Raw genomic sequence first — 25,198 nt, 5'->3', positions numbered from 1 at the left:
CTTCCTACCTGTTTGATCGCACCTTACTATTGTGGATATAGAACAGCTTAGATATACGTGTTATTTACTACGATATCTCATTTCAGAGAACGCCTCCCTGGAATTCCGCCGATCTTCTCATGTTCTCAAAATAAATAACCATGGAAAAATCCATGGTTATCAGTATACGCATTTTTTAGAAGGCTGGATTAAACGAGTTCAGCCTGTTTCATCTCAGGCGTTTCCACGGTCATTTCGCCGAGTCCGCGCACGAGTTTCTTGGCATAGCATTTTTCAGGTTTCAAAGCGGATACCAGATAGTCAATAGCCAACTGCGGATCTACTGTCTCCCCGCAGGTATAACAGTCAATCGCAGCAAAACCTCTCTCAGGGTATGTGTGAATCGAGAGATGGCTTTCCGACAGCAACACCAGCACAGTCGCACCTTGTGGTTCAAACTGCTTGGATTGGACGGACAATACCGTTGCTCCACATGCTTCAGCGGCTTCCACCATCTGAGCTTGTAAAAATTCTGCACTGTTCAATAGTTCAAAATCGACTCCCCAAGTATCAACAGCAACGTGTCTTCCGAAAGTTGAGTATTCCATCTTCCGGGTTCCCCCTTCCTAGGAATAAAATGTTTGAAAATTTCATCCGCTAGGACCTACGTCATTCACTTCCCGAGGGAATAATCTCTCGCAACATTACATGTCCTGAGTGAATCCTGGTTCCTATATTCTTTTCAACGAGATTAAAAATAACATCTATGACGCTTAAATGCAACACCTTTTTCGAAAATAACCCATAAATATTTTACAGCTCAATATATGTGCGTCTGAACTACTTGGTGTCATGGATCCAATAATAAAAAAAGCCGCCCTGTTACAGGGCAGCCTCCTTAGGCTTCTAGCACGAATAGGCGTTGATTAAACTGTCGCAGCCGCTCATCTATCGTCTTCGTAATAAGTTTATCATTCCCTGCTGCAATCCGCTGGTCCAGAAGCACGTTAATATGATGCTGGATGGATTCGATCTCTTTCTCTGCTTCATTGCTGTTGAAGAGTCGCTGCAGCTCTCCTGCCGTATTCTTGTACTCATAAATGACAATGCTGTCGTTCCCGGCGACTTGCGTAATTCTATGCACCGTTCCCGCATGGTAGTCGTAGCTCATCGTAAAGCCGCGATAAATCCGATTCACTTTACCTGATCCCTTAAAAGCCGCAAACAGTTTGCGTACGGCATTTGTCAGATGGGGAGTAACCAATCGGCACGACAGCTCACAGACGTACAAGCCATTCTTGCGTTCAAAGGGCAAATGAACTTCTTCCCCGCTTTCATCTTCGAGCACAAACTCCTGCTCTCCGCTATCCATGACTTTTACCCGGTTAGTAACCCGGAAAGCTTGGGTATATTGCAGAAATTGATCCATTTGAATATCCGTCATTTGCATTGTGGCATTAACATATTCTGTGGCTAACCGCTGAGCCATAAAAATCTCCCTCAATTCTTTTAACTTACTACCATTATACAGCAGATCCAAGCGGTCTTTCCTGCCGTTCGAACGATAATATCCATCATATTTCATAAAAAAACGGAATTAGCCGGAATCAGAGCGATATTTCCCGCAAGATGCTCACTTTCCTATAAAGAATACACCGATTCCCTACATAACCCTCGAAAAAAATATCACGAAATGAACCGGATCAGGATCGCTCTTTGCCTTCCGTTTCCGAATCCAAATATGTCTCTTCCTCGTCATCCTTTGTCCCCATATGGGACTCCATGATGGCCCATAACTCATCTTTACCCAAACCGAGCTCGGATGAAAACATGACAAAAGAGTGATAGGGTTTGAAGCCAAGCGTCTCCTTCACAATCTTAACATGCTTCTGGCGGCGTGTTTTCGGAATCTTGTCCGCCTTGGTCGCGACCACGCATACCGGCCGGTTATAATGCTGCAGCCATTCATACATGCTGATATCGTCCTTTGAGGGCGGGTGACGCATGTCCACAATCAATAATACAAGCTTCAGTTCTTCCCGGCTGAGCAAATATCTCTCAATCATTTCGCCAAATGCCGCACGCTGGGTCTTGGATACCTTCGCATAACCATAGCCGGGAAAATCGACCAGATACAGGTCGTCGTTCACCCGATAATAGTTGAGCTGCTGGGTTTTCCCCGGTGTTGCGCTGGTACGGGCCAGGTTCTTACGGGATATCATACGGTTAATCAGTGATGACTTGCCCACATTGGAACGCCCTGCCAGAGCAATTTCCGGCAAGGCGTCTTCAGGATATTGAGCAGGTACGACAGCACTGATGACAAACTCGGCTTTCGTAACTTTCATAATTTAGACTTTCCTCTCTAGTGCACTCCCGCTTGTTCAACGAGCGCATGCTCCAGAACCTGATCCATATGGGATACCGGAACGAACTCAACGTCGTTCTTCACGCTGTCAGGGATATCACGCAAGTCGCGTTCGTTATCCTTAGGGAGTAATATTTTTTTGTAGCCGGCACGGTGGGCTGCCAGGGATTTCTCTTTCAAGCCACCAATCGGAAGAACGCGTCCCCGAAGTGTAATTTCCCCCGTCATGGCCACATCACGGGCTACATGCCGTTTGGTTAAAGATGAGATAAGAGCCGTCGCAATCGTAATGCCGGCTGAAGGGCCATCCTTCGGAATGGCTCCCTCCGGGATATGGATATGGACATCCAGCTTCTCGTGGAAATCCGGATCAATGCCCAGTTCTACCGCTTTTGAGCGGGTAAAACTGAAGGCGGCTTGAGCCGATTCCTTCATCACATCACCAAGCTTACCCGTCAAGGTCAGCTTGCCGGTCCCAGGCACCACGGTTACCTCAATGGTTAGTGTCTCGCCGCCCACTTCCGTCCACGCAAGACCTGTTACCGTGCCCACTTGATCTTCAAGCTCGGCCATGCCATAGCGAAACTTCGGAATACCGAGATATTCCTTAATATCGTCAGCCTTAATCTCAATGGATTCCGATTGATTGGTGACGATCTGTTTGGCGGCTTTGCGGCACAGCGCAGCCACTTGCTGCTCCAGATTCCGCACCCCGGATTCACGGGTATACTCCCGGATCACCTTCATGAGCGCTTCCTCGTCCAGAATCAGTTGCTCCGGCGTCAACCCATGCTCACTCTTCTGCTTGGGCAGCAAATAACGATTGGCGATCTGCAGTTTCTCCAGCTCCGTATATCCCGGAATGTACAGCACTTCCATCCGGTCCAGGAGCGGTCTTGGAATGTTATGCAGCACGTTTGCCGTCGTGACAAACATGACGTTGGACAGATCAAAAGGAATTTCCACGAAATGATCACTGAACGTATTATTTTGCTCAGGATCAAGTACCTCAAGCAGGGCTGAGGACGGGTCGCCCCGGAAGTCGGATGCCATCTTATCGATTTCATCCAGCAGGAATACAGGATTCATTGACCCTGCCGTTTTCATGCCTTGAATGATACGTCCCGGCATGGCCCCTACATAAGTGCGCCGGTGGCCGCGGATTTCCGCCTCGTCTCTTACCCCGCCTAACGAAATGCGAACGAACTTGCGCTCCAGAGAGCGGGCGATGGACCGGGCCAGTGATGTTTTGCCGACCCCGGGAGGGCCAACCAGACATAGAATAGGCCCTTTCATCTTCTTCACCAGCTTTTGCACCGCCAGATATTCCAGCACCCGCTCCTTCGGCTTCTCGAGTCCGTAATGGTCCTCGTCCAGCACTTGCTCCGCTTTGACGATGTCCAAATCATCCTCGGTCATGTTGGTCCACGGCAACGCCAACAGCCAATCGACATAGTTCCGAATCACGCCGCCCTCAGCAGAGCTCGCCGGCATTTTCTCGAGTCGGTCGATTTCCTTCTCAACCTTCTCGTGTACGCGCTCCGGCAGTTCAAGCTCCTGAAGCTGACTTCGGAGTTCCTCTACTTCCCCTGCACGGCCTTCCTTGTCGCCAAGCTCTTTCTGAATGGCCTTCATCTGTTCGCGCAAGTAGTATTCCTTCTGGGTCTTCTCCATTTGCTTCTTGACCCGCTGGTTAATCTTACGCTCCAGCTCCAGCACTTCGCGCTCGTTATTCAGTATATCTAGAAGTTTCTCGAGCCGTTTGCGAACATCAATTGTTTCGAGAATTTCTTGCTTATCCTTGATCTTCAGTGACAAATGACTCGTGATGACGTCTGCCAGTCGACCCGGCTCATCAATATCGGAAACGGCCGCCAGTGTCTCTGGTGTCACCTTCTTCGACAGATTGATATAATTCTCAAACTGAGACAGTACGGTTCGCATTAATGCGGAAACTTCAGGGTCATGGTTCTCTTCTTCGGGAAGTTCCCGAGCGATGACCTCATAGTATTCCTCTTGATCCGTATATTCAATAACTTCCGCCCGTTCCATACCCTCCACTAGCACACGTATGGTACCGTTGGGAAGCTTAAGCATCTGGCGTACATTCGCAACTGTGCCAATCCGAAAAATATCATCCTGCGTCGGTTCTTCAATGTTCACTTCCGATTGAGAACATAGGAGAATCAAATTGTCTTCAACCATCGCCTTTTCTAAAGCCTTTACCGACTTCTCCCGGCCTACATCCAAGTGAAGCACCATGCTTGGATAGACCAAAAGACCTCTCAAAGGCAGTAAAGGAAAACGACGACCTTTGGATTTACTGGGTCCCATCGCTTTCGCACCTCCAATGGCTCTCAATGTTGACACTATTCCTATTTTATCAAATCTGCGTATAAAAAACCAACCATACGAAGCTTAACATCCTCCGGCGTCCGTTATTTTACCGTTGCGCGGAGGCGTCGCCTGCAGCAATGAAGCGGAAGAGGATGGAAATCCCTCATTTGCGGGGAGCTGAACAACCTCCGGAGCGAACGTTCCGCCAAAAATATGGCCGAACACTTCATCCACCGATTCGACCGGGATTACCCGCAAACCGCCGCTCAAATCCTGGAACAGCGTCTGCCAGTTGTCTTTAGGGATGATCACGCGGGTCGCGCCTGCTTGGAATGCCGCCTCCACTTTAGCGATGACCCCGCCTATCGGTTTTACTTTTCCATGAATGCTCATCTCGCCGGTCATGGCGACTTTGTTATCAACTTCAATCCCTTTCATGGCTGATACGATCGCAGTAGCCATCGCAATACCCGCGGAAGGGCCGTCAATCGGCGTTCCTCCAGGGAAATTGATATGCAGGTCATAGTTTTTCGGCGTAAAGCCCATCGAACCAAGCACGGTTAGGACATTCTCGATCGAGCCTTTAGCCATACTCTTGCGGCGCAGCTTGCGTGAACCTCCGCCAAATTCCTCTTCATCCACAACCCCGGTGATATTGTAGGTACCCCGGCCCTTCTCGACAGGTACCGCAGATACTTCAATTTCAAGCAGTGCCCCCATATTCGGGCCATATACAGCCAATCCGTTGACTACGCCGATCTGAGGCTTCTCCGGTATTTTCCGGTCGGGCCTAGGCTGAAGCTGGCTGCTGCTGGCCACCCATTCCACATCCGCTGCCCGCAGCGAATCTCGTTTCTCGGTCAATGCAAGACCGGCAGCCAATTGAATCATATTGACCGCTTCCCGCCCGTTAGAGCAGTACTGCTTCACAACTTCAACCGCTTCCGGCGCAGCATTCAAACCAATTTTCTGAATGGCATCCTCTGCAATCCTCCCAATCTCTTCGGGCAAAAGCGGACGGAAAAAAATCTCCATGCAGCGTGAACGAAGCGCAGGAGCAATCTCTTCGGGCGAACGTGTCGTAGCACCCACCAAACGGAAGTCCGCCGGAAGGCCATTTTGAAAGATATCGTGTATATAGGCAGGTGTATTGGCATCCTCAGAATTATAATATGCACTTTCGAGCAGTACCTTGCGGTCCTCCAGCACTTTTAAAAGCTTATTCATCTGAATCGGATGCAATTCCCCAATTTCATCAATAAACAGGATCCCGCCATGGGCCTTGGTCACCGCTCCCGGCTTGGGTTGAGGAATGCCTGCAACCCCCATGGCTCCGGCACCTTGATAGATCGGATCATGAACAGACCCGATGAGCGGGTCGGCAATCCCGCGTTCATCGAAGCGGGCCGTCGTGGCATCAATCTCTGTGAATTTCGCGTCATATTTAAACGGAGATTGCGGATTCTTCTTGGCTTCCTCCATCACCACGCGGGCCGCGGCCGTCTTCCCGACTCCCGGCGGTCCATATACAATCACATGCTGGGGATTTGCGCTGCATAAGGCGGCCTTTAAGGCGCGCAAGCCGTCCTTTTGACCCACGATGTCATCCATCGTTTGCGGCCTTGTTTTCTCAGCGAGCGGTTTCGTTAGCGATATCGACCGGAGTTTGCGGAGTTTATCGAGCTCCTTGCGCGATTCCCGATCCACCGCTGTTTTGCTTGTCTTCTGCCCGCGCAATAAATTCCAAAAATAAATGCCGATGATGACCGCAAAAAACAGCTGCACCAGCATAATCACGATACTTAAATTCACAAGTCATTCCTCCTGTACTCCATTATGTCTTCATCCAAACGTTAATACATGGTAGTATTGCCGATTCCTTGGATGGTAAAACGCTGGAGGCGGAAAAGTATCAAAAAGTGGATGGAGATGCTTAAGTAAGACACTTAAGTGAGATGCTCCAATGGGACGCTCCGCGTACGTATCGTTCCTCCGATCGCTGTTGTTTCCGAATTTCATGAATGACGATAACAACGTAGAAATTCGGCAACAAAGGCGAACGCTTCGCTTCTCCGGAATCGATTCGTCCGCTCCGCTGGTGCGGCGTCAGGCATCCTTCTTTATCGTGGGGGTGGGGAGTGGGTAAAGCATGAGCTTCATAAAAAGAAGCTCCATAAAGAGCAACTTAAAAAAATACATTGAAACGGGCCTCCTGCACGTCTTACCGTGTGTCAGAAATGCCCCGCCCCCCTTAAACTCTTAAAAACAACAAAAACGGCAATCTCTTGTGGTCCAGAGATTGCCGTTTTTATATTAGATATTGAAACTACCTATACGGGAACTTAGTTATCCAGCTTAGACCGTGGATTTGTGCTTGCGGCCCGGGATTTCGCCCGTTTCCTCGTACACCTTCACGATATGATCGATTTCTTTCTTAAGCTCTTCAACCATGGTCTCTTCCGGCACCTTACGGATCATCTCTCCGTAACGGAAGAGAAGACCTTCCCCACGTGCTCCCGCAATCCCGATGTCGGCTTCCCTAGCCTCTCCGGGACCGTTTACGGCACAGCCCAGAACGGAAACCTTGATTGGCACTTTGATCTTCGAGATGTACTCCTCGACCTCATTGGCAATGGAGAACAAATCGATATCCAGCCGTCCGCAGGTCGGGCATGATACCAAGGTTGCCGCATCCGAGATCAGACCGAAGGATTTTAGCAGCTCCCTGCCCACCTTGATCTCTTCCACCGGATCGGCACTCAAGGATATACGCATCGTGCTGCCGATTCCAAGAGACAACAGCGCGCCAAGCCCGGCGGCACTCTTGACGGTACCCGAGAACAGGGTGCCTGCTTCGGTAATGCCCAAGTGAAGCGGGTATGGTATTACTTCCGCTGCCTTCGTGTAAGCTGCAATCGCCATCGGTACATCAGAAGCTTTAAGCGAAACGATGATATCATGGAAATCCAGTTCTTCGAGGATCCCGATATGATACAGGGCGCTTTCCACCATGGCTTCCGGTGTCGGGTACCCGTATTTTTCAAGGAGATGATTCTCCAAGGAACCGGCGTTAACCCCGATCCGAATCGGAATTCCCTTCTCTTTGCATGCTTTCACGACAGCTTCGACCTTTTCACGCTTACCGATGTTTCCCGGATTGATCCGGACTTTATCGATACCGTTCTCGATCGCCATCAGGGCAAGCTTGTAGTTAAAATGAATATCCGCCACAAGCGGAATATGAATGCGTTTCTTGATTTCCTTAATGGCCGCAGCTGCTTCCTCATTGTTCACCGTTACCCGAACGATCTGACATCCCGCTTCTTCCAGACGGAGTATCTCGGCAACGGTCGCCTCCACATCTGCTGTTTTGGTGGTGCACATGCTTTGAATAATGACTTCGTTCTTTCCCCCAATGGTGAGATTACCCACCTTGACGGGCCGTGTGTCTTGTCTCAAAAACATGGTACGATCTCTCCCATATAACGCCAAAGCTCCACCCCAGCAAAACCCGACTGGGTATAACTGGAAGTGGAGAATCAGCGTAGATTTATTCCACGTCTAATGCGCTAAAGCACATTAGGCGCTTTCTTCTTGTTTCTTGTCGTCATCGTTACTTTTGGCTTGCAGTTCAGGAATCACTTTATCCCGAACGACCTGCTCCGTAATGACGCAATCCTTAATGTCATCTCTGGACGGCACTTCGTACATCACGTCCAGCATGATGCCTTCAATGATGGAACGCAGTCCGCGTGCACCGGTATTGCGCTTAATGGCTTCGCGGGCAATCGCTTCTAGCGCGCCTGGCTCAAATTTGAGGTTTACGTTGTCAAATTCAAGCAGCTTTTGATACTGCTTCGTCAGCGCGTTTTTCGGCTCGGACAGAATTCGTACCAATGTTGCCTCATCCAGCGGTTCGAGTGTAGACACAACTGGCAGACGACCAACGAACTCCGGAATCAAGCCGAATTTCAGCAGATCTTCCGGCAGAACCATCGTCAGGTATTCACCTGGCTTAAGATCCTTCTGGTTTTCTCCGGATGCATTAAAGCCGATAACCTTTTTACCGATCCGGCGTTTAATGTACTGTTCCAATCCGTCAAATGCTCCGCCGCAAATGAACAGGATGTTCGTCGTATCGATCTGAATGAATTCCTGATGCGGATGCTTGCGTCCACCTTGCGGAGGCACGGAAGCAACGGTTCCCTCAAGAATTTTCAGCAGCGCCTGCTGAACCCCTTCACCGGAAACGTCACGGGTAATGGACGGATTCTCCGATTTACGAGCCACTTTATCGATCTCATCAATATAGATAATGCCGCGTTCCGCTTTTTCCACATCATAATCCGCTGCTTGAATCAGCTTCAGCAGAATGTTCTCAACATCCTCACCCACATAACCAGCTTCGGTCAGTGAAGTTGCATCTGCAATAGCAAACGGCACGTTGAGAATTTTGGCCATGGTTTGCGCGAGCAATGTTTTACCGGAACCTGTAGGTCCGAGCAGCAAAATATTACTCTTTTGCAATTCTACGTCCTCAATCTTGCTCTGGGTGTTGATCCGTTTATAGTGGTTATAAACAGCAACGGAAAGGGATTTCTTCGCTTGATCCTGACCGATTACATATTGATCCAGAATGTCACGAATGTCGCGCGGTTTCGGAATATCCTTCAGATCCACTTCTTCCTCATGGCCGAGTTCTTCCTCAACGATCTCTGAACACAAGTCAATGCACTCGTCACATATATAAACACCGGGCCCCGCAACCAGCTTGCGGACCTGCTCCTGCGATTTACCGCAGAAGGAGCATTTCAGCTGCCCTTTGTCATCGTTAAATTTAAACATGCTATTACCACCCCTTAAGATTTGGTCGGTGAAGACAGAACATCATCAATAATACCGTACGCCTTCGCTTCCTCCGCGCTCATGAAAAAGTCGCGGTCTGTATCGCGTTCGATTTTTTCAAGGGGCTGACCCGTGCGCTCCACATAGATTTGATTCAGCTTATGTCTGGTCTTGATGATCCAATCTGCATGGATTTGGATATCGGATGCCTGACCTTGAATACCGCCGAGCGGCTGATGAATCATCACTTCACTGTTCTCGAGCGCATAGCGTTTGCCTGGCGCTCCTGCAGTAAGCAACAGTGATCCCATGCTGGCAGCCATGCCAACGCAAATCGTGGACACATCAGGCTTGATCAACTGCATCGTATCATATATACCCATCCCGGCTGTAACCGAACCGCCAGGGGAATTGATGTACAAAGAGATGTCTTTTTCCGGATCTTCCGCAGCTAGAAACAGAAGCTGGGCAATGACAAGATTGGCAACATCGTCATCGATCGCACTGCTGAGGAATATTATGCGATCCTTCAGTAATCTTGAGTAGATATCGTAAGATCTTTCGCCTCGACTGGTTTGTTCCACAACCATAGGTACAAGACTCATGCGACCAACCTCTTTTCCTTGAAAAATATACTACAGCGTTACAAAAGTTATTCTAACATGTTCAAAGCACGATGTCATTTTTTAACCCTGCTTACATTCTATGAACTTGCCAAGAATTATATCCTGCCAACTTGTCTCATTATGTATGTCGAAATTAATAACCAATTCATGTCACAATTAGTAGTAAATTGGCTATTCTTAGTTAAAAATAAGGCACGCATGAAATGTACGTGCCTTATCTAATGTGAGGGCAGCTTATCGCAGCTGCCTATTTATTATTCTTCAGTTGCTTCTTTTTTCTCAACAGGAGCGCCTTCTACGCTGTTTTCCAACAAGAAGTCGATTGTTTTGCGAAGAAGCAGTTCTTCACGAAGGCTGTCAAGGGAACCGTTAGCACCCAGGATGCTGCGGATTTCATCAGCAGGACGTTTGTACGTGTCAGCCATGTTCTCCAGCTCTTTGTTGATTTCCTCTTCAGATACTTCGAGATTTTCTTCTTTTGCGATTTGCTCGAGCACGAGGTTGTTGCGAACGCGTTTTTCAGCATCGTCTTTCATTTGACCTTCCAGATCGGCATTCGTTTGGCCGGAGAAGCTAAGGAACATTTCCAGGTTCATGCCTTGCTGGCGAAGACGGTTGTCGAAATCGCGCATCATGTTTTGAACTTCGGATTGAATCATAGCATCAGGAATTTCAACTTCAGCGTTAGCTGCTGCTTTTTCAACGGCTTCGTTCTCACGAACGCCTTGTGCTTCTTGCTCTTTGCGAGTCAGCAATTGTTTCTTCAGATCTTCCTTGTACTCGTCAAGCGTATCGAATTCACTTACGTCTTTAGCGAATTCATCATCCAGCTCAGGAAGCTGCTTGCGTTTGATTTCGTGAACTTTCACTTTGAAGACGGCTTGTTTGTTAGCCAATTCTTCAGCATGGTAAGTTTCAGGGAATGTCACTTCCACGTCTTTGAAGTCACCAGTAGCCATTCCGATCACTTGGTCTTCAAAGCCTGGAATGAACGTGTTGCTTCCAAGCTCAAGGGAATAACGCTCAGCTTGTCCGCCTTCGAAAGGAACGCCGTCAACGGAACCGTCAAAGTCGATCACGACGATATCGCCAGACTGGGAAGCACCTTCGTCAATAACGGTAAGCTCAGCATGACGTTGTTGCAGACGCTCAAGCTCTTCGCTCAGTTCCTCGTCGGAAACTTCAGCAGCTACTGCAGCAACTTCGATACCTTTGTATTCGCCAAGTTTAACTTCTGGTTTCACAGTTACTCTTGCTTTGAATTTGAAAGTTTCGCCTTTAGCGAATTGCTCGATGTCCACTTCCGGACGATCCACAGGGAAGATATCCGCTTGTTCTACAGCTTCGCTGTATACTTCCGGAAGAAGGATGTCGATTGCATCCTGGTACAAGCTCTCAACGCCAAAGCGAGCTTCGAAGATCGAGCGAGGTACTTTACCTTTACGGAATCCAGGTACATTTGCTTTTTTAGCTACTTTATTAAAAGCTTTGTCGAGGGCGGATGCAACGCGCTCCGCATCAACCTCAACGTCAAGAACGCCAAGGTTCTTCTCTATTTTTTCCCAAGTTGCTTTCATTTATGCTTTCCCCTCCAAAATAATTCACGTGGTCGACGCAATAATGTATCACGTACCGAATAACCACTATAGTATAAACAACATTAAATTCTTTTTCAAGGGCGAACCCTTATGCTACGATACCGTAAACGTTTTCCAACTCTGGCTAATCTTCCACGCCAGCTGCGACAAATTGCTTGAGAGATCGGTAGGCTCCCTCATAGCGGAACCTCATGGTGTCCGTTATGCCGTAGAGCGGGCGGATTTCCTCCTCATTGCGAAACCCTTTCAGACTCTCCGACACGATGTCATGCAGAGCAGCCCCCCATATGTCAAGCGTGGATTCTTCTTCATCCAGCATGGAATGGTAATCTTCGGTGCCGTAAATCGCCATGATGAACTGAGACCATAATTCCTGTGCAAAATAAAACAGTGTCGGTTCATGAACCTCAGTCTGATCGGCAACGCGCTCCAAAATTCTCGTAATGGCGTCCGGGAAACCTCCCGGGTCCAGGGGAACTGTATCGATCTCAATCTCGACGGCTTCCTGCCCGCGATGAAGGCTCACATGCCCTTCCATCCCTCTTCTCCGCAGCGTTTGCAGCACCCGAAATTGCAGCAGCGGATGAAGCGGCGTATCATGCAGCCACTCGACCAAAATAGCGTCGATCTCCGGACGGTCCAAATATGCAAGCTGTTCCAGCGCCAAAATGGTCTGCTCCGTCAGCGGTCCGTTCATGACCGAAGCCAGCAGCTTGTCGGCATATCCGGCATCCTGGGCAACTTTGTCCCTAACCATCTGCCTCGCCATGTCCGCTTCGTCCGGATCATCCTCCTCGGGCTCTGCTTCGTTAACTGAACGGGGTACAGCCTGTTCCGGAAATGCAGCTTCAAGCCAGTCGAGGAGCGAATTCCACTCTTCATAATGCCGTTCATTCTGTCCGCCGCATTTCAGCAGAAAGCGCAGAACCTCCATCGCTTCACCGTAACGTTCATTCTCGAGCATAACCGTAAGCTGAATCTGGTAATAGTCCAGCGTCTTCGGAAACAGGATGATGTTCTTGTCCTCTTGTTCTTGGGAGTAAGAGTCCTTGATAAGGACACCTCCTTTCTAGTCCTGTTTTTCGTATTCGTTGATTATAGCATATGTAATGCCAAGTTAAAAAAAAGGCAATCGTCCCTCGTGCGTTGCCGCATCCGGCAACAAGTTGACGACTGTTTTTATATATCCCAGCGTATATTTTATCAATATAACCCGATATGCTGCACTCATAATCTTACAGAACCAATAATCTTTGCAACTTAAAATAATGATTGAATTTTTCCGACGTATGTGATAATATATTTTTTGCTTGAAAAATTTCTATGTCCCAGTAGCTCAGCTGGATAGAGCAACGGCCTTCTAAGCCGTCGGTCAGGGGTTCGAATCCCTTCTGGGACGTAAAAGAAGACACCGTCTTATGGCGGTGTTTTTTGTGTCCGTGAGGATGAGAACCCCACAAGGGGGTTCGTCGGAGCCTATACTTCGGGAGGATTACCTCGCAGTCGGCCCGAAGGGCCGCATCCCTTCTGGGACGTAAGAAGAAACCGCCTCTTAAGAGGCGGTGTTTTTGCGTTCGCGAGGATGAGAACCCCACAAGGGGGTTCGTCGGAGCCTATGCTTCGGGAGGATTACTTCGCAGTCGGCCCGAAGGGCCGCATCCCTTCTGGGACGTAAAAGATGGAGCCGCCACTTTTTATAATCGCGGCTTTCTTGCATTCCAGAAGGGGGATGAACCCCATAGTCGATTCCAAAACATCCCACAAAAAACACAAACTCTAACGGACCGTAGGTTCGTTATTTCGGATAAAACGGCCCAAACTAGAATTTAACGGACACCACAGCCGTTATTTAGCTATTTCATAGGCAAATTACCCTCATTTTTCCTAAATAACGGACTTCAGGTCCGTTACCGAACCAGTAAGAGCGTTTTCCCCGCAAATAACGGCCCCTGAGTCCGTTAAAGCAACGCATACCCGCCACTTGCTCAATAAGCTTCTGCAAACAGTCCTGCCTATCGCCAAGCACTGACCCGCTCCGATTTCTTCACGAAAATGGAAGACAACGCTCTCGCTCGCGCGGTCAGAAGTATTTTCCTTCCTTCGGGCGTGCGAGTATAGACCAGTTCGGCAGGGCCGATATGCTTGCGCCACAGCTGGGCAAACCGTTCCGCGTGTTCTTTGCGGCGACCGATTTCCTCCGGCACGGCATGGTAATCCCGTTTCTTCATAAACCAGCTTCGCGATTCACGGTATAGAAGATAACGCGGGTTATTGATCGGGTCCAGCACCTGCTGCAGCGAATCCAAAAAGAGTGTTTTTTCCTGAGTGGTTCCGTCTCTAAGCCAACACGTGACGGTTCCTCCCACTTCCTCAGCTTTCAATCGGTGAATGCTTGGCCCAGATTCGACCAGTTTCATATCGAACAGGGCCGTATAAACGACGAGACCAACCTCACGGATACTACGCTCCAGCGACTGATGCCGCGCCAGCATTTTGATGGCTTTATATACCCATGGACTTGATACGAGTAAGGCAACGGCAACCGGGATGAGTAAATTGAACCAGGCCGGCGCGTCCGATTGGAACAAACGCGGAGACGTTAACGTCTCGCTGAAGGCGCCCAATCCCAGACCAACGGCGAACAGGAGTACGGCTTTCACCGTATGAGAAAACACGACAGGCCTAGGGATGCTCTCTCGATCCGCCGTCAGCTCTTCCGTCATGGAGCTGTGAAGGGCAATCGCCGAATCCCAACGCCCCTTCAGAAGATGCCGCTGCTTCGCACGCTCCAATGTGTCGCGGTTATAATCGTTAATGCTGTCTGCGGTTTGCCTTTTCCGAAGATCAAGGCCCATGCGCTCCAAGCCCGACTCTATGGTCTGGTGCGAGATCGATAAACCTACGAGAGATCGAAATCTGCGGGCCAGCGAGCCCAAATCTTCACCGCCGTCGCTCTTGGCTGTATCTATGCAGGCCAGATGCCAGATCGCTCCGGTCTTATCGGGATTCCCGCGCTGCGCCCGAATCGCCCGCCCTCTCATCTGATTGGACAGCATGAACGAACCGACATATGATGCCATGACTAAGGAATTGATTCCGGGGGCATCCCACCCCTCACCCAGAAGAGCCGCCGTACCAACCAGCACCCGGATTTCTCCCTCCGAAAACACTTCCGTTATGATTGCAACGATATCCGAGCGATTCGCATCACGAACATCAATCGTTACATAGCGGCTGTCGTGAGCAAGCGGGCGCTCCGATAAGTGAATATCTCGCCGATCGGCACAAACCCTGGCTAAAGGCACAGCCTTTGCCGGCAGCACTACAAAGGAGCCGGTCAGAATTCCGATAGGCAGCTCATGCTCGCTCTGCGAGCTGTTTTTCTCAGCCAGCTGCCTTCTGATTAACTCGAAAATGGGGACAACGCCGAGCCGATGAAGCGGCTTCTCGTCAGCTGCATCCTTCGGCAGGTCCTCCTTACGGATATAATCGGTCAAAATCACCATCCGCAAGTTCTCCCCCAGCACGGAACGCTCGAAATCAAGAATACGCCCGATGCCGTGCAATTTCGAAACGCTCTGGACCAGCATTTTGTCAAATGCCGGGGTAGAACGCATATAAACCCTCCGGCGTTCAATCATGCCCATTCGGCTGAGCCTCTTTTGTAAACCCTTTAACTCCGGCAGCTCACGATCCATATGCGGATCTTTATACAGCATGCCGCTAAGGAGTTCCTCCAACCACTCTTCCGAAAAATCGGGCGTTTCCTTCTCCTTCATTCCGAGCAGCTTCACCGCCTCCTTCCAGATGGGCTGATTGGCGGCACGCAGATAAAGCACCATACTGGAGTAATACTCGGGCGAGGATAATATTTCTTCGGTATACGTTTCGGATTGCGTAATCCAAGGATGATTGACAATCAAATCCGCCAGGAACTTATCCCGGATCAGCTCGCCCTTAACCTGGGCTGCCTGCAGCCGAAACTCCCGGAGTTTAGCTGCCTCCTCTTGTGTAGGCGTGGTTAAACTTATGTAATCCTGATGCGGGCACAGCTCACCATGACGGACCAACTCCGGGACGCTAATCTCTTCGTCGATGGGACCGCAAAGCTCGATATACCGCTGCCATTCCCTTGGATTAACATCATATGGCGGTGTGGCAGTAAGGGCAATCTTCGTCGGCTGGCCCAGCATTTCGCACAGCTGCATAGCACTTTGCCACCAAGACATCCGGAGATGATGCGCCTCGTCAAAAATGACTGTATGATAGCCCTGTCGCTTCAACAATTCCAAAGTTTCTTGAGCCTCGGTACCGTTCGTGATATCATCCTCGCTAGCGCTATCCATCACCTCCGCCTCAGAAGCTTCCATGGCCATTTCGGGTTCCCTGTAGTTCTCATCTTCAACCTGATGCGCATGCTCTATCTCCGCCGTACCTTTCTTCCTCACAGAGGTTTGCTCCCCAGCAGTACTAAGCAGGCTATGAAGGGCTTGATAGGTCGTAATCGTTACCAATGCCGGTCGCTTGAGCGAGGTGGAGATCCATTCGGGCTGTTCTTGATCGTCTAGGAATAATTCCACGAATCGGCTCGCCCATTGCTGCTTGATGGTGAGTGTGGGGGCCAGGATGATCGTCGGCCGGTTAATGCGCAGCATGATTTCCAGTCCAAGAACGGTCTTCCCCGAACCCGGCGGCGCCACCAAATGCAGATGCCGATTCTTCAGATGATGCTCCAGCCCGTGAAGGACCCTTTTCTGATAGGAGCGCCACGGATAACGAAACGACAGATTACTCGGAAAAAACTTCATGAATTCCTCCAGTTTAGATGCACCTCTTTCTTCTTCGGTGTGTATAAGAAAAACGTCTATCGACGTACGTTCACAGAAGACAGATCGCGTGTAAAGGATGTTTTTCTTGCATTATCGATTGGGTTCAGCTGCGCTGAAAACTTATATATTCGATAGTCTAAAAAAGTGATCCATGACCTACTGTAATTCCATGTGAATAAGCGGAAACGGCTTTCCGGAGCCGTCCAGCTCGGAGCGACCGATTTGCACGAAGCCGTATTTTTTATAAAAAGCATGGGCCATGGGGTTCTGTTCATTCACATCGACTTGCAGCCTCCGCCCCTTGAGCTGTTCGGCATGCCGGATCAGTTCCGTTCCTGAGCCTTGGCCGTGATGGAGGGGATCCACAAACAGCATTTCGATTTTGGTGCCATCCAGCCCCATAAATCCAATCGGTTCCCCCTGTTCGGTATTCAAGCAAACCCAGATCTCTACGGCTCTCAGCGCTCCGTTTTGCATCATCTCATAATAAAACCGGATATCCTCCTCCGTCAGGAAATCATGCGTTTGGGATACGGCACGAAGCCATATTTCCACCAGCCGATCATGATACTCTTCTGTATAAGGCGCTATATGTAACACCACTTCATCCAGTCCCTTCCAAATCATTCGATCTCATCGATATTCATGATAACGTGTAAATTGCTCTATACTATTATAGTGGAATCCGGTACATTAATCAGAGACTTTATCTTTGTCAGGAAGGAGAGAACAACATGCCGTTATGGCTTATATATGCATTGCTGTCGGCGGTCACGGCGGCTCTTGTCGCCATTTTCGGAAAAATAGGCCTGCAAAACATCGATGCCAATTCGGCAACGGCCATCCGCTCTGTCATTATGGCCCTGTTTTTGCTGGGAGTCGTGGGGGTTCAGGGCAAATTCTCGGAACTCGGTGACATTCTGGTTCAGAAGAAAGCATTAAGCTTCATTGTGCTCAGCGGCATTGCGGGGGCATTGTCCTGGCTGTTTTATTTTCTTGCGCTAAAATACGGCAAAGTATCGCAGGTAGGACCTATCGATAAATTGAGCGTTGTCATCGCGGTCATTCTGGCCTTTGTGTTTCTTGGAGAAAAGATATCCTGGATTAACGCAGCCGGCGTTGCACTCATTGCCGTTGGCGCTCTTCTGGTTGCCGTTAAATAAGGTTCTACATAAAACCGCTGCTCAGCGGCTTTTTGTTCGTTCGTTTATTGTTAAAACCTATCAATATTATCACATTTATATATTTCTAATTATAAGATAAACATGTCACAATGAGGATAATTCATGGGTGAGGGAGTTGTTGTTATGTCAGAGCAAGTATGGAAAGCTCACGATTATGATCGGCAGTTATCGTTTGTCTCGGCTTATGGAAAAAGCGTAGTAGAGCTTCTTGCGCCCCAACCCGGAGAGCGGATTCTTGATCTCGGCTGCGGAACCGGCGATTTGGCAAATGAAATATCTGCTTCGGGTGCACATGTAACCGGCATGGATGATTCGGCCGAGATGATTGAGCGCGCCAAAAGCAAATACCCCGGGCTTACGTTTCTGGCCGGAGACGGCGAGAACTTCGACACCGAATCGCCGTATGATGCCGTCTTCTCCAATGCAGCCCTGCATTGGATGAAGGATGCTGGTGGTGTGGTACGCTCCGTCTATGGCGCACTCAAGCCCGGTGGCCGATTCGTAGCGGAGTTTGGAGGCAAGGGGAATATCGACGGAATTTACCAAGCTTTGAAAACGGTGTTCGCCGACCATTATGGAATGGATGCCGACACCCGAAATCCGTGGTATTTTCCCAGCTTGGGCCAATATACGACCTTGCTTGAATCCCATGGGTTCCGGGTGCATATCGCCCATCACTTCGACCGTCCCACGAAGCTCCCTGAGGGCAAGGATGGCGTGAAGTATTGGCTGCTGCATTTTGGCGATCGTTTCTTTGCTGGATTCTCGGCTCAAGAGAAGGACGAAGCCATTGCCCGTATCAGCCAAGCTGCCCGGGCGACGCTCTGGCGTGAGGATGCATTTTATGCAGATTACAAGCGCCTGCGAGTCTTTGCAGAGAAAGTTTCATAATTTTAGGGTTGATTTTCTAAATAGAATGGTTAATAATATGAAAAACTTGAACATGTGATTTTCGTTGATTGGGAGAGTAACTGCACTTGACTTTAGTCCAAGCGAGCCGGGAGGGTGGAAACCGGTACAATGTCGGCGGTGAAACGGACCCAGGAGATGGTCTTCCGAAATGAAATATCGTAGGAAGCCCCGGCTTACACCGTTATCGTATCAAGGTGGTTAAACCCTCTATGGTTTAACAACAAGAGTGGTACCGCGAGCACAAGTCCTCGTCTCTTTAGGAGATGAGGGCTTTTTTGATTTTTCTGACGTGTTTTGTTTATTTTTCAAAGGGGGATTTAACGTGTTAAGTCATTTGATTACTTCGAGCCTTCAACAAGCTGTAAACCAGGTGTGTGAAGATATGGGCGTCCAACTGCCCGATTCTACTCCAATCCGGATTGAGCAGCCTGCCAGCATGGAGCATGGGGACTATGCCACCAACATTGCGATGCAGCTTGCGAAGCTGCTTCGTAAAGCTCCGCTGCATATTGCCGAGCTGATTCAAGCCGAGCTTGAGCAGGATACGACTTATAAACAGCTAGTCTATGCCACGGAGATTGTTGCACCAGGTTTTATGAATCTGCGTATCGATTGGGAATATTGGGCTGGTCATCACTTTGAATTGCCCCCGGCAACGAACGAGAAGATTGTCATTGAGCATACTTCCATCAATCCGAATAAATCCGCCCATATCGGCCATCTAAGAAACTCCTGTATCGGCGATACGCTGGTCAGGCTGATGAGGAAGCTTGGTTACGAGGTGGAGGTTCATAATTATATCGACGACCTTGGCAATCAACTGGCAGATACGGTGGTCGGGATGCTCCACACGCCGCTGTCAAAGGAACATGCCCGGTTCGGCGATTACTGCTGGGACGTGTATTCAAGTACCAATAAGGCCTACGAAAGGGAGCCCGGGCTGGTTCAGCATCGGACCGAGGTTCTGCACGCACTGGAAGAGGGTAACCAGAATCTGTCCTGGATCGGACTGCTCGTTGCCGAGAGAATTGTCAAAGAGCATCTTGAAGAAATGAAGCAGTTCGGCATTGACTATGATCTGCTTGTGTGGGAGAGCAGCATTGTCAGAGAGGGGTTCTGGGCATCCGCTTTCGAGCTGTTGAAGAACACGCCGCTCTTCCATCAGGAAACCGAGGGCAAACTTGCAGGCTGCTGGGTGCTCAAGCAAACAGGAACGGAAGCCGTTGACGATCCGGAGTCAGACCACAGCATGGATAAAGTGCTCGTGCGCTCCAATGGCATCCTGACTTACACCGCTAAAGACATCGCCTATCACCTGTGGAAATACGGTGTGCTCTCCAACGATTTTGTATATAAAAAATTCACAAACGAAGTTTGGACGACGAGCACTCATGGCGAGCAGCTCTCTTTCGGCAAAGCAGACATGGTCATCAACGTCATTGATTACAGGCAGCAGTACCCGCAGGCGATGGTGAAGCAGGCGCTGGAAAGCCTGGGATTCCATAAAGAGGCCGACAAGCTCCGTCATGTCAGCTACGGCGTCGTTTCGTTAAGCCCTTCTGCCGCTTCGGATCTCGGCATCGATACTTCCGACGGGAAAGCATCCTACGCGATGTCCGGACGTCAGGGGATCGGAATTAAAATCACCGAGCTTATCCATCAAGTAGCCAAGTTCATCGAAGACACCCGTTCCGATAAAAACGGTTTGTCCAGTCATACGATCGCAGCCGCCTCCATCCGTTACTATCTGCTTCGTTTTGCACTGCAAACCGAAGTGGTGTTCGATCTGAAGCAGGCCACTGAAATATCGGGAAATACGGGGGTATACCTGCTCTACTCCTACGCGCGTGCACTCAGCGTGCTCAACAAAGCGCAAGAAGCGGGGGTTTCGCCGTCGGTGCCTGCCCGGTTCCCTGCCATGGAAAAAGCGGAGCATGCGCTCCTTCGCCATATCAGCACCTGGCACGATACCCTGTATGCCGCCGGCCGGGATCTATCTCCAAGCGCCATCTGCAACTTTACTTATGAGCTGTGCTCCTTGTTCAACAATTTTTACTCGGCATGCCCAATTCTGAAATCGGCGGATGAAGTGCTCCGGTTCCGTGTATGGCTCACTTCCTTATTTAAAAACACTCTTGGAGAAGCACTGGATGTACTGGGACTGCCCACGCCCAGCCGGATGTAAATCTCCATCTAACGAGTTTAACGAATGACGGTGTACTAAAAAAGCCACCGTACGATTCATGTTGAATACGTACGGTGGCTATCATATATTATTGCAATCCTCTGACGGTCAATCTGATCTGGACGGCATCTGCTGCAGGCTCTTCCTGCAGGGTCCAGTTGACGGCCAGCGCTTCCTTCAAGCGAGCGACCTGCTCCTCCTGGAGCTTCAGCCCCTCAATAATGCCTTCACCTACACTAAAATCGGATTCTGAACTGATGTGGAAGGCTTCCTCCAGCCAGATCTTCAACCCGTTGCGGGTATTAAACGTCATTTTGTATCCCTCGCTAACGGCCTTCTCTAAATCTTCCCCATGTTCTTTTGCATAAGAGAACAATTCCTCATAGTGAAAATGACCATTGTTCGCGACTTGGAATCTCTCGACCTCACCCGAGCGCACAGCCTCCAGCAGCTCGGAGGTAGTTAGCCCCGATTTTTTGGCATGCTCCAATAAAATGGCGGTATTCTGTGAGATTTTCGTAAGCTGCATGCTCGACGCCTCCTCAATATGTATCGTAAAATACTTTTTTCTTCTATTATAAGACGAAACCGCTAGGATGTCAGACACTTCTCAAAACATAAGCTATATTCGCTCCCGATGTATTCACCGAACGGTTCAATCTGGGCATACCCCAGCTTCTTATAAAAATGAACGGATTCCTCCTGCGGCTCGCCTGTTTCCAGGCGCGAAAAACGATAACCCCGATTCTTCGCTTGCTCTTCCAGATAGAGCAGAATCCGAGAGGCTATTCCTCTGTTCCGGTATGGAATATCCACGAAAAACCGCTTGATCTCAACCACCTCTTCATCCAGCGGCCGTACAGCTCCACAGCCGACAGGTCGGCCCTCCTGGTAGGCGACCACGAAGAGGGTTTCTTTTACCTTGGGGTCAGTCAGATCCAGCCCGAATATTCCTTCCGCCGGGTATAACGTTGATAAATAATCGTCCAGCTTCGCGATGAGCTCCTGAAGATCCTTGTCGGTCTCTCTTACCAAAGTCATAGTGATTTCATTCATCTATCATATACCTCCACGTTTCTAGTCGTATTATGGAGTGGGATTCATCATCCTCACGGGACGTACTCGTCCCAGTCGGGGTACGACCTTCCAGGCCGACTGCGATGTAATCCTAACGAAGCTTATCCTCCGGCGAACCCCTTTTTTGGGGTTCTCATCCTCACGGGACATAAAAAGACACCGTCGTTTGACGGTGTCTTCTTTTTACGTCCCAGAAGGGATTCGAACCCCTGACCGACGGCTTAGAAGGCCGTTGCTCTATCCAGCTGAGCTACTGGGACAAATATGTATGAAAATCTTTTAAACAGTAACGAAGTATATTATATCGCATCTTTCGTATTTTTCAAAGAACTTTTTTTCAGAATGGTTCGGAACAGAATCAGGAGCGGGCTTACTGGGTAATATGAATATCATGAAAATGACTTCAGGAGCGTGATATCATGAGACAGCTTTTGTCCTCTTTATCGTATTTCAGCATCTTCTTTGCCCCCTTCATCCTTCCTGTCATCGTTTGGATTTTCTCCCCGGACGCCTATGTAGCCAAGCACGCCCGTCGCGCCCTATTCTCGCACCTGTTCCCCATTATCGCTGCGATCCCTTTAATCTACATGGCCGTAACCGCAGGGTCCTTCGGTTCCGTCATTGGATACCTGATCCTGTTCGGCATCATCTACTTCGGGGCTTTTGTTTATAATGTGATCATGGGCATTCAAGTGCTGAGGGAGTACGCATACTGATCATATTTAAAAAGGACCATGCGCTTAATTGCATGGTCCTTCCTTGTGTTATTAGGTTGTGCCATGCGTTTAACCGCATGGTCCTTCTCGTGTTATTTCGTTGTAATCAGCACCATTTTTTCATTGCCGTCCCACTTCACTTCACAGCCCAGCGCGGATGCCACGAAACGCAGCGGCACCATCGTGGTGCCCTTTACCATCCGCGGCGCCGAATCCAGTGCTACATTTTTTCCGTTAACGACCGCTTGCTTGGAGCCCATCTTCAGCTTGATCTGGGCAGATCCTTTGCTGGAAGATACGCTTTGCGTCTTTTGATCCCATTTGACCGAGGCATCGAGGGATTCGAAGATCGGGCGCATTGGGACAAGAACGCTTCCCCCTACCATGACCGGTGACTGTGCATAGGATTGGAGCTGACCGTTGATTTTGATGCGAATCGGCGCTTCTCCGATTTGTTTGCCGGACTGATCATAATATTTAAGCTTTACGCTTTTTACGCGTGTATCGTAATCAATGCGCAGGGTCGTCGTTTCATTGGCCGTCATGAACATGGAATCCGTATCCGTCCCCAAAGAGCGTCCCTTTGCATCATATGCCGTTGATTTCACGGTAATTCGTTGGGACACATCCCCGTTCTCCACCCCGATCGTAACGACGAGCTTATTGTTGATCGTCGTTCTGCCCTCGGCTATGATTTTCGGAGTCTGGCTGTTTCCCGTCAGGAACACCTTGAGATCGCTGACAGCTTTGCCAGCTTCCAGCTCAGCCTGGAAAGTCGCGATTTCGTTAGATGAAAGGTAGCCCGAAGTTGTATTGACTTCCAAAACCTTGCCGCTGCCGTTGCTGCCGACAACAATGACTCCCGCTTGCCCGCCTTTATTCCGGTTCTGAATCGAGCCGGTCACGACAAGCTTTCCGTTCTCCAGGCGGCTGCCCGTTTGAAGCAGCTTCACGGCATCTTCAACCGGATCGATAACGGATACCTTTACGCTTTTGATCAGTTTGGCTGCCTTCAGCTGTACGATGAACGTACCGACATCACTGCCGCCAAAGTAGCTGTCCGCCGATGTCACTTCAACCGCTTTACCGGAAGCATCATAACCTACCGCGAGCATGCCCACGTTGTGCCCGACCGTTGAATTCTGCACGACACCCGACACGTTAATCACGCCGTTATTCGTATAGTAACCTGAAGCCAGCAGCTGTGCTTGATCGCCGGCGGGTCCTGCAGGAATGACTTCCACCCGCTTAACGCTGCTGCCGCTATCCAGATCCACCTCATATGTACCGATTTCATCACTCATCATATATTCGGAATCACCGACAACCTCAAGTGCTTTGCCGTTTTCATCATAACCCACGACATAGAATCCCGCTTCCGCACCGGTTCCTCCGTTGCGAATATCCGCCGTCACGCGCATCTTGCCGTTCACCAGCTCATGCGTGGACTCAAGAACCGTGACGCTCTGTACGGTATCCGCGTATACCGGCACTTGGACGGAGCCCAATGTAAGCGACAATGCCAGGATTCCCGCTCCCCACAGCTTAACCATATGTTTATTCCATCTACCCAATTTCAATCTCCCCTTGTCTAATATGTTAGAAGTGACGCTAATCCAACATTATAGGGAGGATTCTTCAGTAATCATATAGAGGAAAAGCCCTATTTGCATCTCTTTCATAATCAAGAGTCCCGCGTGGTCCATACTCCCTACTGAAGCGGAATCGGAATCGACAAGAATCCTATCTTTTATCGACATCTTTTGCAGAACTACGTAAAAATCCATTGTCCTATATAGGAATATCATCATTGTTATAGCCACTGGAAAGAACATATACGCTTCGGGGTGATTCCCATTGTGATACATAATAATAAAAAGCTTGGTGAACGCACCAAGCTTTATTTTTTGGTCTTTTTTCTTACCGGCTGCGGCTCATCGTACACGATCCGAAAATCCACGATGTTCCCGTATGCATCCGATTCGATATGACAACAGCCCGTCAGCAGCTCTTTCATCATCTCTCTCCCGCGCTGTACTCTTGATTTAGCGCCGGAGTATGATATCCCCAAATGCTCGCTTAATTCCTTTTGCGACATCCCTCTATATTCGGTCAATTCAAGAGCTTCCCGATATTTATCCGGCAAGCATGGCAGCACGGACTGAAAACAGGCAATCACTTCCTGATCATAATCAATCTCTGCATATTCATCGACAACAGACAGCTGTTCCGGCAGCTCTTCACCTGACCGAGTCTTCCTGTAATGATCCACGATGCTGTTGCGAGCTATTTGAAATATCCAGGAGCCCCGTTTCTCCTCATCCTTTAAATCTGAGATATGGGTGTGGACCTTCATAAATACATTCTGTACAATATCATCCACATCAGCGCGCTCACGAATCCTAGTCATGACAAACCTTTTAACAGGCTCATGGTACTCCGTCCAAATGGCGACTGCATCCATCTGAAAGCTCACCCCCGGCATTTTCCAAAAATAATTCGATTGATTTTTGCGTCCATTCCAACTGACCAGCGTCTCCCT

General features: G+C 49.4%; 21 protein-coding genes, 2 tRNA genes and 1 other annotated feature. Of the genes, 6 read left to right on the top strand and 17 right to left on the bottom strand.

Going from position 1 to position 25,198, the window contains the following annotated elements:
- Window positions 1–188: 188 nt before the first annotated feature.
- From speD to lonB, 5 genes are all read right to left on the bottom strand, one after another.
- Window positions 189–587, bottom strand: coding sequence for an adenosylmethionine decarboxylase (gene speD, locus BJP58_RS27790; RefSeq protein ID WP_006208786.1), 399 nt, complete (start codon window positions 585–587; stop codon window positions 189–191).
- 290 nt (window positions 588–877) lie between these two features.
- Window positions 878–1,468 (bottom strand): non-ribosomal peptide synthetase module, encoded by a 591-nt coding sequence (locus tag BJP58_RS27785; RefSeq protein WP_071223429.1) that lies wholly within the window; start codon window positions 1,466–1,468, stop codon window positions 878–880.
- Between the two features lie 214 nt (window positions 1,469–1,682).
- Complete coding sequence (gene yihA / locus BJP58_RS27780) at window positions 1,683–2,327, bottom strand: ribosome biogenesis GTP-binding protein YihA/YsxC (protein ID WP_194541469.1); 645 nt, start codon at window positions 2,325–2,327, stop codon at window positions 1,683–1,685.
- 17 nt (window positions 2,328–2,344) lie between these two features.
- The gene (lon, locus tag BJP58_RS27775; RefSeq protein ID WP_194541468.1) at window positions 2,345–4,681 is read right to left on the bottom strand and encodes an endopeptidase La; all 2,337 of its coding nucleotides are present in this window, start codon (window positions 4,679–4,681) and stop codon (window positions 2,345–2,347) included.
- 84 nt (window positions 4,682–4,765) lie between these two features.
- Window positions 4,766–6,475 carry an ATP-dependent protease LonB gene (gene lonB / locus BJP58_RS27770; RefSeq protein WP_442953973.1) on the bottom strand — a complete coding sequence of 570 codons (1,710 nt, stop codon included), beginning with the start codon at window positions 6,473–6,475 and terminating at the stop codon, window positions 4,766–4,768.
- 172 nt (window positions 6,476–6,647) lie between these two features.
- On the opposite strand from lonB, the gene BJP58_RS27765 reads away from it, so the two are divergent.
- Complete coding sequence (locus tag BJP58_RS27765; RefSeq protein WP_194541466.1) at window positions 6,648–6,830, top strand: hypothetical protein; 183 nt, start codon at window positions 6,648–6,650, stop codon at window positions 6,828–6,830.
- 209 nt (window positions 6,831–7,039) lie between these two features.
- On the opposite strand, the gene ispG is transcribed toward BJP58_RS27765, so the two are convergent.
- From ispG to BJP58_RS27740, 5 genes are all read right to left on the bottom strand, one after another.
- The gene (ispG, locus tag BJP58_RS27760; RefSeq protein ID WP_071223433.1) at window positions 7,040–8,149 is read right to left on the bottom strand and encodes a flavodoxin-dependent (E)-4-hydroxy-3-methylbut-2-enyl-diphosphate synthase; all 1,110 of its coding nucleotides are present in this window, start codon (window positions 8,147–8,149) and stop codon (window positions 7,040–7,042) included.
- A gap of 114 nt (window positions 8,150–8,263) precedes the next feature.
- The gene (gene clpX, locus BJP58_RS27755; RefSeq protein ID WP_071223434.1) at window positions 8,264–9,529 is read right to left on the bottom strand and encodes an ATP-dependent protease ATP-binding subunit ClpX; all 1,266 of its coding nucleotides are present in this window, start codon (window positions 9,527–9,529) and stop codon (window positions 8,264–8,266) included.
- Between the two features lie 14 nt (window positions 9,530–9,543).
- Window positions 9,544–10,134: an ATP-dependent Clp endopeptidase proteolytic subunit ClpP gene (gene clpP, locus BJP58_RS27750; protein ID WP_006208779.1), complete on the bottom strand. Its 591-nt coding sequence runs from the start codon at window positions 10,132–10,134 to the stop codon at window positions 9,544–9,546.
- A 275-nt stretch (window positions 10,135–10,409) separates the two neighbouring features.
- Window positions 10,410–11,732, bottom strand: a complete 1,323-nt coding sequence (gene tig, locus BJP58_RS27745; protein ID WP_194541465.1) for a trigger factor — start codon at window positions 11,730–11,732, stop codon at window positions 10,410–10,412.
- 145 nt (window positions 11,733–11,877) lie between these two features.
- Complete coding sequence (locus tag BJP58_RS27740) at window positions 11,878–12,717, bottom strand: hypothetical protein (RefSeq protein WP_194541464.1); 840 nt, start codon at window positions 12,715–12,717, stop codon at window positions 11,878–11,880.
- 361 nt (window positions 12,718–13,078) lie between these two features.
- Here BJP58_RS27740 and BJP58_RS27735 point away from each other — a divergent pair.
- Window positions 13,079–13,152: transfer RNA gene (locus BJP58_RS27735), tRNA-Arg, on the top strand.
- 613 nt (window positions 13,153–13,765) lie between these two features.
- Here the strand turns inward: BJP58_RS27735 and BJP58_RS27730 are convergent.
- Together BJP58_RS27730 and BJP58_RS27725 are read right to left on the bottom strand one after the other, a co-directional pair.
- On the bottom strand, window positions 13,766–16,561 hold the full coding sequence (locus BJP58_RS27730; RefSeq protein ID WP_194541463.1) for a DEAD/DEAH box helicase family protein: 2,796 nt from the start codon (window positions 16,559–16,561) through the stop codon (window positions 13,766–13,768).
- A 177-nt stretch (window positions 16,562–16,738) separates the two neighbouring features.
- Window positions 16,739–17,209 (bottom strand): acetyltransferase, encoded by a 471-nt coding sequence (locus tag BJP58_RS27725; protein WP_194541462.1) that lies wholly within the window; start codon window positions 17,207–17,209, stop codon window positions 16,739–16,741.
- A gap of 107 nt (window positions 17,210–17,316) precedes the next feature.
- Between BJP58_RS27725 and BJP58_RS27720 the strand changes: the two genes are divergently transcribed.
- From BJP58_RS27720 to BJP58_RS27710, 3 genes are all read left to right on the top strand, one after another.
- Entirely contained in the window at window positions 17,317–17,745 is a 429-nt protein-coding gene (locus BJP58_RS27720; RefSeq protein WP_071223439.1) for an EamA family transporter, read from the top strand.
- A 144-nt stretch (window positions 17,746–17,889) separates the two neighbouring features.
- A complete protein-coding gene (locus tag BJP58_RS27715; protein ID WP_194541461.1) occupies window positions 17,890–18,657 on the top strand; it encodes a class I SAM-dependent methyltransferase in 768 nt (255 codons plus the stop codon).
- A 55-nt stretch (window positions 18,658–18,712) separates the two neighbouring features.
- Window positions 18,713–18,937: a binding site (T-box leader), on the top strand.
- Between the two features lie 63 nt (window positions 18,938–19,000).
- The gene (locus tag BJP58_RS27710) at window positions 19,001–20,863 is read left to right on the top strand and encodes an arginine--tRNA ligase (protein WP_194541460.1); all 1,863 of its coding nucleotides are present in this window, start codon (window positions 19,001–19,003) and stop codon (window positions 20,861–20,863) included.
- 88 nt (window positions 20,864–20,951) lie between these two features.
- On the opposite strand, the gene BJP58_RS27705 is transcribed toward BJP58_RS27710, so the two are convergent.
- The 3 genes from BJP58_RS27705 to BJP58_RS27695 form a co-directional block, all read right to left on the bottom strand.
- Window positions 20,952–21,392 carry a hypothetical protein gene (locus tag BJP58_RS27705; protein WP_194541459.1) on the bottom strand — a complete coding sequence of 147 codons (441 nt, stop codon included), beginning with the start codon at window positions 21,390–21,392 and terminating at the stop codon, window positions 20,952–20,954.
- A 62-nt stretch (window positions 21,393–21,454) separates the two neighbouring features.
- A complete protein-coding gene (locus BJP58_RS27700; RefSeq protein WP_194541458.1) occupies window positions 21,455–21,919 on the bottom strand; it encodes a GNAT family N-acetyltransferase in 465 nt (154 codons plus the stop codon).
- A gap of 207 nt (window positions 21,920–22,126) precedes the next feature.
- Window positions 22,127–22,200, bottom strand: a tRNA-Arg gene (locus BJP58_RS27695).
- Window positions 22,201–22,359: 159 nt separating this feature from the next.
- Here BJP58_RS27695 and BJP58_RS27690 point away from each other — a divergent pair.
- Window positions 22,360–22,656, top strand: coding sequence for a magnetosome magnetite crystal formation protein family (locus BJP58_RS27690; protein ID WP_194541457.1), 297 nt, complete (start codon window positions 22,360–22,362; stop codon window positions 22,654–22,656).
- Window positions 22,657–22,748: 92 nt separating this feature from the next.
- Here the strand turns inward: BJP58_RS27690 and BJP58_RS27685 are convergent, their stop codons facing one another.
- Together BJP58_RS27685 and sigZ are read right to left on the bottom strand one after the other, a co-directional pair.
- Entirely contained in the window at window positions 22,749–24,209 is a 1,461-nt protein-coding gene (locus BJP58_RS27685) for a copper amine oxidase N-terminal domain-containing protein (RefSeq protein WP_233354789.1), read from the bottom strand.
- Between the two features lie 347 nt (window positions 24,210–24,556).
- The gene (gene sigZ, locus BJP58_RS27680) at window positions 24,557–25,120 is read right to left on the bottom strand and encodes an RNA polymerase sigma factor SigZ (protein WP_194545085.1); all 564 of its coding nucleotides are present in this window, start codon (window positions 25,118–25,120) and stop codon (window positions 24,557–24,559) included.
- Between the last annotated feature and the right edge of the window lie 78 nt (window positions 25,121–25,198).

Source organism: Paenibacillus sp. JZ16, from assembly GCF_015326965.1.
Classification (GTDB): domain Bacteria; phylum Bacillota; class Bacilli; order Paenibacillales; family Paenibacillaceae; genus Paenibacillus_AQ.
The sequence above is the reverse complement of the archived record's forward strand: the minus strand, read 5'-3'. Positions and strand labels throughout refer to the sequence as shown.

Excerpts from the sequence above, each read along its gene's own strand:
- clpP (WP_006208779.1), bottom strand. The coding sequence starts at position 10,134 with ATGAGTCTTGTACCTATGGTTGTGGAACAAACCAGTCGAGGCGAAAGA.
- tig (WP_194541465.1), bottom strand. The coding sequence starts at position 11,732 with ATGAAAGCAACTTGGGAAAAAATAGAGAAGAACCTTGGCGTTCTTGAC.
- BJP58_RS27705 (WP_194541459.1), bottom strand. The coding sequence starts at position 21,392 with ATGCAGCTTACGAAAATCTCACAGAATACCGCCATTTTATTGGAGCAT.
- lonB (WP_442953973.1), bottom strand. The coding sequence starts at position 6,475 with ATGCTGGTGCAGCTGTTTTTTGCGGTCATCATCGGCATTTATTTTTGG.
- BJP58_RS27720 (WP_071223439.1), top strand. The coding sequence starts at position 17,317 with ATGCCGTTATGGCTTATATATGCATTGCTGTCGGCGGTCACGGCGGCT.
- clpX (WP_071223434.1), bottom strand. The coding sequence starts at position 9,529 with ATGTTTAAATTTAACGATGACAAAGGGCAGCTGAAATGCTCCTTCTGC.
- sigZ (WP_194545085.1), bottom strand. The coding sequence starts at position 25,120 with ATGGATGCAGTCGCCATTTGGACGGAGTACCATGAGCCTGTTAAAAGG.
- lon (WP_194541468.1), bottom strand. The coding sequence starts at position 4,681 with ATGGGACCCAGTAAATCCAAAGGTCGTCGTTTTCCTTTACTGCCTTTG.
- BJP58_RS27765 (WP_194541466.1), top strand. The coding sequence starts at position 6,648 with ATGGGACGCTCCGCGTACGTATCGTTCCTCCGATCGCTGTTGTTTCCG.
- yihA (WP_194541469.1), bottom strand. The coding sequence starts at position 2,327 with ATGAAAGTTACGAAAGCCGAGTTTGTCATCAGTGCTGTCGTACCTGCT.
- BJP58_RS27730 (WP_194541463.1), bottom strand. The coding sequence starts at position 16,561 with ATGAAGTTTTTTCCGAGTAATCTGTCGTTTCGTTATCCGTGGCGCTCC.
- BJP58_RS27725 (WP_194541462.1), bottom strand. The coding sequence starts at position 17,209 with ATGATTTGGAAGGGACTGGATGAAGTGGTGTTACATATAGCGCCTTAT.
- ispG (WP_071223433.1), bottom strand. The coding sequence starts at position 8,149 with ATGTTTTTGAGACAAGACACACGGCCCGTCAAGGTGGGTAATCTCACC.
- BJP58_RS27785 (WP_071223429.1), bottom strand. The coding sequence starts at position 1,468 with ATGGCTCAGCGGTTAGCCACAGAATATGTTAATGCCACAATGCAAATG.
- BJP58_RS27685 (WP_233354789.1), bottom strand. The coding sequence starts at position 24,209 with ATGGTTAAGCTGTGGGGAGCGGGAATCCTGGCATTGTCGCTTACATTG.
- BJP58_RS27740 (WP_194541464.1), bottom strand. The coding sequence starts at position 12,717 with ATGCTCGAGAATGAACGTTACGGTGAAGCGATGGAGGTTCTGCGCTTT.
- BJP58_RS27700 (WP_194541458.1), bottom strand. The coding sequence starts at position 21,919 with ATGAATGAAATCACTATGACTTTGGTAAGAGAGACCGACAAGGATCTT.
- speD (WP_006208786.1), bottom strand. The coding sequence starts at position 587 with ATGGAATACTCAACTTTCGGAAGACACGTTGCTGTTGATACTTGGGGA.
- BJP58_RS27715 (WP_194541461.1), top strand. The coding sequence starts at position 17,890 with ATGTCAGAGCAAGTATGGAAAGCTCACGATTATGATCGGCAGTTATCG.
- BJP58_RS27690 (WP_194541457.1), top strand. The coding sequence starts at position 22,360 with ATGAGACAGCTTTTGTCCTCTTTATCGTATTTCAGCATCTTCTTTGCC.